10 protein-coding genes are annotated in these 12,263 nt (G+C 59.9%); 8 read left to right on the top strand and 2 right to left on the bottom strand.

The genetic code is table 11. The features are described 5' to 3' along the window. The first annotated feature begins 28 nt into the window (after window positions 1-28). From ppc to QQF73_RS16730, 6 genes are all read left to right on the top strand, one after another. A complete protein-coding gene (gene ppc, locus QQF73_RS16755; protein ID WP_285368911.1) occupies window positions 29-2,674 on the top strand; it encodes a phosphoenolpyruvate carboxylase in 2,646 nt (881 codons plus the stop codon). Window positions 2,675-2,735: 61 nt separating this feature from the next. Further along, complete coding sequence (locus QQF73_RS16750) at window positions 2,736-4,106, top strand: HDOD domain-containing protein (RefSeq protein ID WP_219868484.1); 1,371 nt, start codon at window positions 2,736-2,738, stop codon at window positions 4,104-4,106. A gap of 201 nt (window positions 4,107-4,307) precedes the next feature. After that, complete coding sequence (adk, locus tag QQF73_RS16745) at window positions 4,308-4,961, top strand: adenylate kinase (protein ID WP_219868483.1); 654 nt, start codon at window positions 4,308-4,310, stop codon at window positions 4,959-4,961. Window positions 4,962-4,996: 35 nt separating this feature from the next. After that, window positions 4,997-5,695, top strand: a complete 699-nt coding sequence (tsaB, locus tag QQF73_RS16740) for a tRNA (adenosine(37)-N6)-threonylcarbamoyltransferase complex dimerization subunit type 1 TsaB (protein WP_219868482.1) — start codon at window positions 4,997-4,999, stop codon at window positions 5,693-5,695. Between the two features lie 80 nt (window positions 5,696-5,775). Next, complete coding sequence (locus QQF73_RS16735; RefSeq protein WP_285368909.1) at window positions 5,776-6,138, top strand: UDP pyrophosphate phosphatase; 363 nt, start codon at window positions 5,776-5,778, stop codon at window positions 6,136-6,138. A gap of 38 nt (window positions 6,139-6,176) precedes the next feature. Continuing rightward, window positions 6,177-6,971, top strand: a complete 795-nt coding sequence (locus tag QQF73_RS16730) for a class I SAM-dependent methyltransferase (protein WP_219868480.1) — start codon at window positions 6,177-6,179, stop codon at window positions 6,969-6,971. Between the two features lie 6 nt (window positions 6,972-6,977). On the opposite strand, the gene plsB is transcribed toward QQF73_RS16730, so the two are convergent. Then, a complete protein-coding gene (gene plsB / locus QQF73_RS16725; RefSeq protein ID WP_219868479.1) occupies window positions 6,978-9,446 on the bottom strand; it encodes a glycerol-3-phosphate 1-O-acyltransferase PlsB in 2,469 nt (822 codons plus the stop codon). Between the two features lie 141 nt (window positions 9,447-9,587). Between plsB and nudC the strand changes: the two genes are divergently transcribed. Together nudC and murI are read left to right on the top strand one after the other, a co-directional pair. After that, window positions 9,588-10,415 carry an NAD(+) diphosphatase gene (gene nudC, locus QQF73_RS16720; RefSeq protein WP_219868478.1) on the top strand — a complete coding sequence of 276 codons (828 nt, stop codon included), beginning with the start codon at window positions 9,588-9,590 and terminating at the stop codon, window positions 10,413-10,415. Beyond that, on the top strand, window positions 10,412-11,272 hold the full coding sequence (murI, locus tag QQF73_RS16715) for a glutamate racemase (RefSeq protein WP_219868477.1): 861 nt from the start codon (window positions 10,412-10,414) through the stop codon (window positions 11,270-11,272). Before nudC ends, murI begins: the two co-directional genes overlap by 4 nt. On the opposite strand, the gene QQF73_RS16710 is transcribed toward murI, so the two are convergent. Continuing rightward, the gene (locus QQF73_RS16710; RefSeq protein WP_285368908.1) at window positions 11,250-12,257 is read right to left on the bottom strand and encodes a DUF2156 domain-containing protein; all 1,008 of its coding nucleotides are present in this window, start codon (window positions 12,255-12,257) and stop codon (window positions 11,250-11,252) included. The two genes, murI and QQF73_RS16710, sit on opposite strands and share 23 nt — an antisense overlap. Window positions 12,258-12,263: the final 6 nt, after the last annotated feature.

The following is a 12,263-nucleotide window of genomic DNA, read 5'->3' as shown; positions in this document are numbered from 1 at the left end:
GCCTCCGTCAATTTAAAAGGACGTCAATGTGACCGAGCTACATCCCGATCTTCGAGAGAACGTGCGTTTGCTGGGGGAACTGCTGGGCCAGAGCATCCAGCGTTACCCCGGGCTGGAATGTTACGAACTGATCGAGGAGGTGCGCGCTGCGGCCAAGGGCGACCGGCGTCAGGAGAGTGGTTCTGGCCAGCGCCTGGTCAGCCTGCTGCGCAAGCTGAGCGACGATGAACTGCTGCCGGTTACCCGGGCGTTCAACCAGTTTCTCAACCTCGCCAACCTGGCCGAGCAGTACCACGGTATTCGTCGTAAACGCGGCCATCAGTCAGACCTGATGGTCGAGTCCCTGGGAGAGGTGTTTGGTCGTCTGAAATCGGGCGGCGTCAGTCCCGAGGAGCTGCACGAGCGGGTGGCCAACCTCCGCATTGAATTCGTACTGACGGCCCATCCGACCGAGGTCGCGCGCCGGACTCTGATCATGAAGTACGACGAGATGTCCGAGTGCCTGGCGCGACTGGATCACGACGACCTTATGCCGGCTGAGCGCGAGGAAATTGTCGATCAGCTCTCCCGGCTCGTGACCGAGGCCTGGCACACCGACGAGATTCGCTACGAGCGACCAACGGCCGTGGACGAGGCCAAGTGGGGCTTTGCGGTTATTGAGAACAGTCTGTGGCAGGCCCTGCCACGTTTCCTCAGCAGTCTCGATGCGGCCCTGGCCGATTCGACCGGTCGGGGGTTGCCGCTGCAGGCCTCACCCATCCGCATTGCATCATGGATGGGTGGCGATCGGGACGGCAACCCCAACGTCACTCACCAGGTTACCCGAAAGGTTTTCCTGCTTGGCCGCTGGATGGCGGCTGACCTTTACCTGCGGGACATTCAGGCGTTACGGGCAGAGTTGTCCATGTGGCAGGCCAGTGACGAGCTCCGGGAGCACGTCGGCGATACCCGCGAGCCCTATCGTCAGGTGCTGGCAAAGCTGCGCGAACGTCTGGTCAAAACCCGTGACTGGGCGGAGGCCAGTGTCAATGGCGAGGCTGCCGATGCCACGGACATTCTGTTCGAGAATGAAGACCTCACCGCGCCGCTGGAGCTGTGCTACCGCTCGCTGGTGGACTGTGGGCTGGAATCGATCGCCAACGGTCCACTGCTCGATACCATTCGCCGCGCCCACACCTTTGGCTTGCCACTGATTCGTCTGGACATTCGCCAGGAGGCCTCCCGACATGCCGAGGCGGTGGCCGAAATGGTGAGCTACCTTGGCCTGGGCGACTACCTGTCCTGGTCGGAAGCTGACCGCCAGGCGTTTCTGGTGAACGAGCTTCAAGGGCGCCGGCCTCTCGTACCACGCAACTGGGAACCGTCGGAGCCAGTTCGCGAGGTCTTGGCAACATGTGAAGTGGTAGCGCAACAGACGCCTCAGGCTCTGGGTTCCTATGTAATCTCCATGGCGAGCAAACCTTCGGATGTGCTCAGCGTCATTCTGCTGCTTCGGGAATCCGGGATGAAGTACCCGATGCGGGTCGTCCCCCTGTTCGAGACCCTGGATGACCTCCGGGGCGCGCCAGACAGCATGGCGTCACTTTACGAAGTCGAATGGTACCGGGAGTACTGTCAGGGGCGTCAGGAAGTCATGATCGGTTATTCCGATTCTTCCAAGGATGCCGGTCAGCTGATGGCGGCCTGGGCGCAATACCAGGCTCAGGAAAAACTCACTGAGGTTGCCAACCAGTACGGTGTGCACCTGACCCTGTTCCACGGCCGTGGTGGCACAGTTGGTCGGGGCGGCGGTCCTGCCAACCGGGCGATCCTTTCGCAGCCGCCGGGGTCGGTAAACGGCAGTTTCCGGATCACCGAGCAGGGTGAAATGATTCGTTTTAAATTCGGTCTGCCGCACCTGGCGGTGCAAAGTCTGACCCTTTACACCACGGCGGTTATTGAGGCGACCCTGGCGCCGCCACCGGAACCGGAGTCCGGCTGGCGCGAAACCATGGACTGGCTGACCGAACGGTCCCTCAAGGCCTATCGAGAGGTGGTCCGTGAAAATCCGGATTTTGTGCCTTACTTCCGTCAGGTCACGCCCGAGCAGGCATTGGGCAAACTGGCGCTTGGCAGCCGACCGGCACGGCGCAAAGCCACGGGCGGCGTCGAAAGTTTGCGCGCCATTCCCTGGATTTTCGCCTGGACCCAGATGCGGCTGATGCTGCCCAGTTGGCTGGGCAGTGACGTGGCGCTGGAAGAGGCGGCCCAGGACAATCGCCTGCCGGTGTTACGGGACATGATGAAGGGGTGGCCATTCTTCCGGACCTACGTGGATATGCTGGAAATGGTGCTGGCCAAGTCGGACCTCCGAATTGCCAGCTACTACGAGCAAACCCTGTTGGACGACGAGGAACTGCAGGCTCTTGGCGCCGATCTTCGTGACCGCCTGCGGCGATGTATCCAGCGCCTGCTGGAATTGAAAGAGCAGACAGATCTGCTGGAGGGCGAGCCGGTTTTCGCCCACTCCATGCGGGTCCGCAACCCCTACACGGATCCCCTGCATTACCTGCAGGCCGAGCTGCTTCGGCGCAATCGTGAAAGTGAGGGCAAGGGTGAGGTGCCCGAGCTTGTCGAACGGGCGCTCAAGGTGACCATGGCGGGAATTGCTGCGGGTATGCGCAACACCGGTTAAGCTAGGCTCGATAAAACCGGTGGTCTGTACTGGCGCCAATAAATAAGAACGGGAGTAGGCTGTGGCTCTAGCTGCGCGACTGGAACGATTTCTGGCCCGAAAGGCCATACCCTACGCGGATCTCCGGATCGACCAGGCGGCGAACCTCGACGCAGCGGTAAGGGCCTCCGGACAGCCACAGGCGGACTTCATTCAGGCAACCCTGCTGATCGATATGGGCGGCGCCGTCATGGCAGTGCACAAATTCGACAGTTCTCTGGATCTGGATGCGGTCCATCACCTTACTGGTCGCAATCTGCAACTGCTGACCGCCCGTCAGACCATGAGATTGTTCAGTGACTGCGATCCGGGCTTCGTTCCACCGATTGGTGCGGCCTATGAGCTGCCCGTACTGGTGGACGAAGACGTGTCCCGGGCGGAGCGGGTTCTGTTTACCGGCGGATCCGACCACGGGGTGCTTGAAATGGAAGGGTGTCACCTGAGGCTGGCGTTGGCGGGAAGCCGTGGTGGGCATCTCGTCATCCGGGGGCAGGGCAACGGCAATCGTGCCGCGCTGACTCTGGATGAGGTCGCCGACAAGCTGCAGCAGTTGTATCGACTCCCGCCCATGCCTGCCCTGGCCCTGCGTATTCTGCGCCTGACCGCCAACACCGAAGCTACCGCCCGGGAGCTGGCCGAACTGATCGAATTTGATCCCAGCCTGACCGCCCAGATCATGCGCTACGCCCGTTCGGCCCTGTTCAATTACCCGGGGCAGGTCAACTCGGTCCAGGAGGCGGTAACGCGGGTGCTGGGCTTTGACCGGGTGGCTCACATCGCCCTGGGTATCGCCTCGGTGCGAGCTTTCGATATACCGCGCAAGGGCATGCTGGGCATGGACAATTTTTGGCGCCACTCCCTCTATTGCGCGTTCCTGTGTCAGAGCCTGGCGCCCTATTGTGGCGTCGATAAGGGGCTGGCCTACCTGTGCGGTCTGCTGCACAACTTTGGCCTGTTGCTGGTAGGACACCTGTTCCCTGCCGAATTCGAGGAATTGAACGCCCTGCGCGAGGCCAATCCGGAGGCGAGCATGTATTCCCTGGAGCAGCAGGTGTTCGGGCATGCCCGCAATGAGCAGGTTCTTGCCGTCGGTCACGGTGCAATTGGCGGCATCCTGCACCGACTCTGGCAGCTGCCCGATCCAGTGATCAAGTCAGCCGGCATGCACCAGCATGCGGGGTATCACGGCGACGATGAACAGTATGTGCTGATGGTTCAACTGGCCAACGCCCTGCTCAAGGCTCGGCGAATTGGTGACGAATTCAACGCTGACGATATCCCCTCTCTTCTTGAAGGACTCGGGCTCTCTCCTGCGGTGGTAGACGATCTCGAGCTAGAGATAGATCGTGTTGCCCCGGATCTGGACGCACTGGCCACATCCCTGTCATCCTGAGTCCGCCGGGCGTTCCGGGCCCGAAATGCCCATTCGCAGTGCATGATACGGAGGTCGACTTTCTCTGGGCAGGCTGACTTCGTATAATGCGCGTTCGCCGATCCTGGCGCACATCCGTTCGATACCGAGAGGTTGTCGCAAAGGCAAGGGCTTTTGCCATAACTTTTCAAACGATAATGACTAAAACGGGAGCACAACGTTATGCGAATCATCATGTTAGGCGCGCCGGGCGCGGGGAAGGGGACGCAGGCCCAGTTCATCACCGAACGTTTCGATATTCCCCAGATCTCCACCGGTGACATGCTGCGTGCCGCGGTCAAGGCCGAATCCGATCTGGGAAAACAGGTCAAGGAGGTTATGGCAACCGGTGGTCTGGTATCTGACGATATCATCATCGCCCTGATCGAGGAGCGCATTCAGCAGCCTGACTGCAAGAACGGCTTCCTGCTGGACGGGTTCCCGCGCACCATTCCCCAGGCCGAAGCGCTGAAGGATCAGGGTATTGCTATCGATTTCGTGGTCGAGATTGCGGTCGATGACGAAGAAATTGTCAGCCGTCTTTCCGGCCGCCGCGTGCACGAAGGCAGTGGCCGTATCTACCACGTGAAATACGATCCGCCCAAGGTTGAGGGCAAGGATGACGAAACCGGAGAAGCACTGGTCCAGCGTGAAGACGACAAGGAAGAGACCGTTCGCAAGCGTCTGAAAATCTATCACGACCAGACGGCGCCGCTGGTAGGTTACTATCAGGACTGGGCTGCTGAGGCTCCGGAGGACGCGCCAAAGTACGTGCGTGTGGAGGGCGTTGGCAGCCTCGACAGCATTCGTGACCAGATTCTGTCCAAGCTTCAGTAAATCAACGATATCCCGACCCGAGGGTTTTCACGTCCGTGAAACTGCTTGCACTGGATACGTCATCGGAGGGCTGCTCGGCAGCCCTTCTTCTTGATGGCGAGATATCCGAACGTTTCGAGATTGCGCCCCGCGGCCACACCCGGCTGTTGATGCCCATGGTGCGGGAGCTCCTGGCTGAAAAAAGTCTGGAGCCCAAGGACCTGGATGCGCTGGCCTTTGCCTGTGGTCCGGGTTCCTTCACCGGCATTCGGATTGCGACGGGCGTGGTTCAGGGCCTTGCATGGGGACTGGATGTGCCGGTGGTGCCGGTGTCCTCGCTGGCGGCCGTAGCGCTTGGAGCGATGGAGTCCATGGACCTGCAGGGTGACGGTGCAGTTGCCGTGGCGTTCGATGCCCGTATGGGAGAGGTCTATTGGGGCTGTTTTTCCCGCCGCGACGGACTCCCGGTATTGCTGGGCGAAGAAAGGGTATGTCCACCTGCCCTGGTTGCCCTCGAAGGCGATTTCGGGCACTGGGTGGGAGCAGGGCAGGGCTGGCGCTTGCGGGATGATATGCCCGCAGAGGTGCTGGCCCGGGTTGCGTCTGTCGACGACACTCTGGTCCCGCGGGCAGCCTGGGTCGCCAGGTTGGCGGAAACCGGATACCGGGAGGGTCAGGCGGTTCCTGCCGACCAGGCGCAGCCGGTGTATATCCGGGATGAGGTTGCCTGGAAAAAACTGCCGGGTCGTGAATAACATCAGGCGCTTTTAATCCCGGCGGGATTCTTCCATACTTTCCTTCTACATCTTTGTCACTGAGCCAGCGAGATCAGTTCATGATCGGTGGTATTCATTCAGGAAACGGTTACGGCTACCAGCCCGGAAACAATAGTCCGGCCCGGGAGCGCAGCGATGTTGCCCGTGCGCCGGCGTCTTCCCCGGAGAAGTCCACCGAGTCTGCACGCCGTAATCTGGCCGATGGCCGTTCGCTTACCCCCATTGAGCGTGTCCCCGATACCAGTCTGGAACGACGGGTAGAGGCCCGCCGGGCCGCGGAAGATGCCCGCCTGGAGCGCTTTCGGGCTGACGACCTGCCGTTGCCGACGGCTCGGGCGCTGTCGACGTTTGCAGCGGTTGCAGCCGCAGGGCAGGCGTCCGGCGGCGACGCTACGCTTGCCGGCATTGATATTCTGGTTTGATGACCGATCTCCCTTCCTTTCCCGCCCATGATTTTGACATGCCCAGTGCGTTAGCGGTGGGGCGCAGTCCGCTCGGGGATGCCGAACAGGCTGTCGCACTGAGCCAGTCCCTGGCCATCGAAAACCTTGGCATCGTTCGCCCGAAGGAGATCCGGGACTTCGCGATGGTTTTGTATCTGGATGAGAACGGGCTGGGTTTGCAGGTGACCGGTAAAGGCGCCCCAGGGCCGGTGCGCGCGGAGTTTGTCACCGGGAAAATGGGCTATCGCCGAGAGCACGGCGGCGGGGCCGGGCAGATGGTTGCAAAAGCCGTGGGTTTGCAGAAAACCCGCGCGACCTTGCGCGTGGTCGATGCCACTGCCGGCCTTGGTCAGGACGCCTTTGTGCTCGCCAGTCTGGGATGTGAGGTGACCCTGTTCGAGCGTAATCCCGTGATTCATGCCCTGCTGGCCGACGGCTTGGCAAGGGCATCGCTCAACGTGGACTGCGCGCCCATTATCGCGCGCATGTCGCTCAAGGAAGGCAGCAGTCTAACGTGGCTGGAGGCTGCAGCGCCGGGTTCGGCAGACGTAATCTATCTGGATCCCATGTTCCCGCATCGGGACAAGTCAGCCCTGGTCAAAAAGGAAATGCAGGTATTCCGGTCGGTGGTGGGTGACGACACCGACGCCGAAGCGCTCCTGGAAGCGGCACTTGGATGCGCGACCTACCGGGTCGTCGTCAAGCGTCCCCGCAAGGCTCCGACGATCGCCGGCCCCGAGCCCGCAACACGGATAGAGGGCAAGAGCAGTCGCTACGACATCTATTCTCTCAAAGCGCTGCCCGCCCGGTAATCTCCCTTAAGCTCCCAGCATCGTGACCTGCTGGATCGCCTGCCGTTTCTCAACGCTGAGCACCAGTCGGGCGTCTTCGGCGACGTCATCGAGCCCCTTGCCATAGCAGATCAATCCGGTTTCGTCGGTGGTAATGACGCCGTTCTTCTGCAGGTTGGCAATGAAATTCCGGAACAGGCTCTTGTCGAAGAACTCGGGGGCATTCAGGCCAAACAGGATTGACATGCGTTCGGCCAGCAGTGTGCTCTGTTCTTCGAGCTCGGCTGCGCTGAGTTTGCCCGAGCCGTACTTGCGCAGGATGCCCAGGGCAATGTGATAGCGCTCGAGGGTCTGGATGATGAAGTGCGACAGTACCCTCAGTCGTAACATGGCCTCCGTGCCTTCCTCGGGCCGGCCAATGCGATCGTCATCCAGACTTTCCAGCAGCCCCTGTTCGATCAGCACATCGATCCAGCGATTGATGACGGTTTCCACATCCTCCGTCTGGTACTTGAGGAACAGTTCAGACCGCAGGTAGGGGTAGGCCACGCTGGCCAGGAACACGACCTTGTCCCGTCGCAGCGAATCCGTGTTCTCGAACAGGCTGGCGACCAGTGACGGCAACGCGAACAGGTGCTGTATGTTGTTGCGGTAATAGGTCATCAGGATGGCATTGCTGCCTTCCAGTGCGATGATATCGCCCAGTTTCTGCGGCTGCCGCGTGATCAGCCCCATGTTCTCGCAGTAGGCAACCCAGTCCTTGCCAGATCCCTCCGGCAACGTCACTGTTTCGGCGTAAGGATAGGCTTTGAGCAGGCCAGAGTACTGATCCATCAGGCGAATCAGTTGGCCTTCGTCCATGGCCATACGATCGGTTCCGAGCAGGACCGTTGCGGTCATCCCGATGGGGTTGACCGCAACGGAGGCGTTGATATTGGAGGCCACTCGCAACGCCAGTTGGTCAACCGCCTCTTTGAGCCACGGCGGGCGATATTCCGAATCGTAGGCTTCCTGCCGCCAGCTGTCGTGAACCTCATCAAGCACGTCGGCGAGCGGGATGGCTTCGCCGAAGTTGACTGCCACGCGGCCGAAGGAGTTGCTCAGTTTGCGAACGGTTTTGGCAAGTGCGAACACGTTCTCCTTCTGCTTTTTCTTGCCCCGGAGTTCGCCCAGATAGGAGCGGCCTTCCATCACCTTTTCGTAGCCAATGTAGACCGGCACAAAGACGATCGGCTTGCGGTGATCGCGCAGGAAACTGCGAACGGTCATCGACAGCATGCCGGGCCGTGGTTGCAGCATGCGACCGGTCCGACTACGACCTCCCTCGACGAAATACTCAACGGAGTACCCCCGGGAGAACATTACATGCATGTACTCGTTGAATACGGTGGCGTAAAGGGGGTTATCCTTGAAGCTCCGGCGCATGAAAAAAGCGCCGCCGCGGCGCAGGATCGGACCTACAATCGGCATGTTAAGGTTGATGCCGGCGGCAATGTGGGGTGGCATCAGGCCGTTCTTGTACAGTACGTAGGACAGCAGCAGGTAGTCGATGTGTGACCGGTGGCAGGGCACATATACCACGGCGTTTTCCTGGGCCACTTCCTTGGCCACACGAATATTGTTGATGGCAATGCCGTTGTAGATGCGGTTCCAGAGCCAGGCCAATACCACTTCCAGGAACCGGATGGTAACGATCGACATGCTGGCGGCAATTTCGTCCGCGTATTTCCAGGCCTTGGCGCGAACCTTCTCGGGCGGAATATCATCCTTTGCAGCGGTTTCCCGGATAGCTTCCTTGACCGCCTGGGTGCGCACCAATCCGCCGACAAGGGTTCGCCTGTGGGACAGGTCCGGTCCGAGAACAGCCTGACGAACGCGTCGGAAGTGGGTGCGCAGAATGCGCGCAAGTTTGCGTCTCGCACGTTCTTCGGAGTGCCGGTATTCATCGATGACCTGCTTCAGGTACAGGGGCTGATTAAACTGCACATAGGTGTTGCGGCCATGAACCATGATGATCAGTAACTTCTGTAGCCGCCCTGCCACGGTCCAGGTATCGGATAACAGCAATTTTACCAGGGATTTCTCTTTGTCCGGCGAGCGACCCCAGAACAGGGATACCGGCACGATCTGGACATCCTCGTCCGGATGCTCGAGGCCGTACTGAATCAATGCCTCGAACTCGGTGGTCAGTACTGGGGTCTGCCGACGGCGAAACAGACCGCCGGTGCGACGGTAGAGAAAGAAGAACGAGTGGGACGGTCCGTTTTTTACCGGCAACGAATCGGTGGCACCGGGCAGGTGGGCGCGGATGACTTCCTGCTCCAGTACCAACCGGCTCGACAGACTGCTGTACTGAAGCACGTAACAGACGGGCTTGTCCGGATCCAGTCCCAGAGCTTCAAGGCTATTCCCGCTGACGTCGGTCCTGACCCAAAGGAACAGCATCTTGCGGAGAATGGTCAGGATCAGGCTGCGAATGCCCTGGTAAAGTCGCATAAACTGTTGCTCCGGTGAATCAGATAGGGGCCAAGTTTACTTGGTTGAGTACGGTGCGGAAAGTCACTCCTCTTACTTGCCCCGTCATTCAGTGTGGTACATTTCAGCTTGGCCCATTCATCACGCAGGTGTGGACAGTTAATGGCAATCTCGAACACAGACTGGACTCCGGGCTGGACCACGAACCCGCCACAGGCCGGAGACCGTTTGCTGGCGATTTCCGGCTCGGCCATTCTCAAGCCGGAAGAGGGCTGGTTTCTTTTATGGGGTTCTGACGTGCACCAGGGAATCGACTGTGAGCCTGTCTCCCTTGGTATCGTGGACGGTAAGCCCGTCTATGTCACGGAATTGCCGGACCCTGTCAGGGGCGGGCTGGAACCCGTGCCCCTCAGGGATGCCCTGTTGATGATGGAGGAGGCTCCTGCCGAATTGTTGAGTACCGGATTCCAGGTCTGGCAGTGGTGGCGGGATCATCGCTATTGCGGGCGATGTGGGCAGGAAACCGAATTTCATCCACACGAGCGGGCAAAATGGTGCGGACCCTGCGGGATTCCCTGGTACCCGAGACTGGCGCCCTGTGTAATCGTGGTGATTCGGCGGGATGACCGCCTGTTGCTCGCCAGGTCTTCCCGGGCCCGTCATCACTTCTACAGTCTGATTGCCGGCTTTGTCGAGCCGGGCGAAAGTCTTGAGGAAGCCGTGGTCCGTGAGGTTAAAGAGGAAACTGGCCTGGACGTTACCAACGTCCGGTATCAATCGTCCCAGCCGTGGCCGTTCCCGCACCAGCTTATGGTCGGGTTCTTTGCTGACTACGCCGGCGGCGATCTTGTACTCCAGGAAGACGAGCTGGCCGATGCGGATTGGTTTGTGCCGGGCGACACTCCCCCGGTTCCGCCTCAAACGACCATTGCCGGTCGCCTGATCCGGGCCATGGAGAGCGCTATTTCTCCGAGAGGATCAGCGTCTTGAAGACGGATTCTTCCCCTCGGGTTCTGGTGTTCGATTCCGGCGTCGGTGGCCTCAGTATTGCGGCCAGCGTCATCCAGCATCTGCCGGGAACGGAGCTCGTCTATCTGGCCGACAATGCCGGGTTTCCTTATGGTGACCAGCCAGAGTCGGTAGTTATTGAGCGCTGCTGCCGGTTGATTGGCGAGTCGCTGGCCCAGTATCCCTGCGACGTCATCATCGTCGCCTGCAATACCGCCAGTACGGTAGTTCTGCCCCATCTCCGGGCCATGACATCGACACCGGTGGTTGGCGTGGTGCCCGCTATCAAACCGGCTGCCGCCAAAACCCGGAATGGTCGTATCGGTCTGCTGGCAACCCCGGCCACGGTGCGCCGACCTTATCTGGACAACCTGGTCGACGAGTTCGCCGGACACTGCCAGGTCGAGCGTATCGGGCACCCGGATCTGGTGCGCTGGGTGGAAGAGTCGGTGAGTGGTGCGGATGTGCCCCGCCATGAACTGGCCGAAGCGGTCGCGGGCTTTCATCAGGCGGAGGTGGACACCGTGGTTCTGGGGTGCACACACTACCCCTTATTGCTGGATGCTCTGAGGGAAGTCCTGCCCGACGTTGAATTCTGGGTGGACTCTGGAGAAGCCATCGCCCGGCGGGTGGCGGTTTTGCTCGAGGAGCTGGGGAAGGCGCCTGACGCGAGTCGGGAAAACCCGGCAAATAGCCAACCGGTGCGGGCTGCGCTCTTTTCCGGCCCGGCTCCCGAGGGAGTGGCCGGATTCATGGAAGCTCTGGGCCTGGCGCCAAGATCAGTTCTTGCTGACTGGCCCGCGCAACCCCGTCCGGTTACAACAGCCGCGTCAGTTTGAACATGGCCAAGAATTCGAGGGCAGGGATCGCGCGTTTGTGGCAGCAGTAGGTTTTGAAGCCATCCCCCCGGAAACGCGACTTGGTAAATTCCAGGCCTTTGAAGTTATATAGGAAATTCCCCTTCTCGTAGACCAGGTGCAGGAGTCGTTTCAGCGACCGGCTTTCCTGGTGTTCGGTGGTGGCATCCAGTGACAGTGGAATCAGGCCCAGGTCGAGGTAGGGAACCCCCTCGGCCTTGAACACGTCCATGGCGTGTGCCATCAAGGTGTAGAAAATGCCCTGGCGGAAATCGGCGTTGGCCCGGGAAATGTTCGGCACGTAGCTGATGATTTCATTGTTGCAGTAAATCGGGTCGAAATAGATGAAGCCGACGGCCTTGTCCCCCTGATAGGCGTAGAAATGGCGCTCGTTTTCCCGGTACTCCATCTCCATCGGGCGAATCAGAAAGCGGATCTCATTGCTCTTGCACTTCCGGGTCCGTATCCAGGCTTCGGAAATCTCCCGGGTGTGGTCATCACTGAACCGCTCTTTCACCGTGATGTTGCTCTTCTCGGCCTGGTTCAGTGCGGTGCGAAGGATCTGTTTTTTCTTGCCGGCCAGTGACCACTTCCTCAGGTCGATCCGCGATTCGCTGCCAAACTGCGTGCCATACAGGCCGAACCGCAGGTGCAGGAAATCCACCACGGGCTTGGAAACCTGAATGTAGCAGGCATTGGGAAAACGGTTGTGAAAATGCTCGAGAATCACCGAAAAGTTCTCGGGGGCGCAGACCGGGTCCGACAGCACAAAGGTTCCACCCCATTTGCGCATGTAAGCCAGGTACCCGATCCCGGGAACGTCAAAGTACTGCATGCCGGGCTGCAGGGTTGAAAAAGACTGGGAGTGGAGCCCGTATTTCTTAAGGTAGCCAACCCGTTCCGCGAAGGTAAATGAGTTGTCTGCCAGTTCACGGAGTCCGTCCAGTGCAAGAATCTGATCCGACATGTCTCT

The sequence above is a fragment of the Marinobacter albus genome, from assembly GCF_030238305.1.
Lineage (GTDB): Bacteria > Pseudomonadota > Gammaproteobacteria > Pseudomonadales > Oleiphilaceae > Marinobacter > Marinobacter albus.
This window is presented reverse-complemented; position numbering and strand designations above follow the sequence as displayed.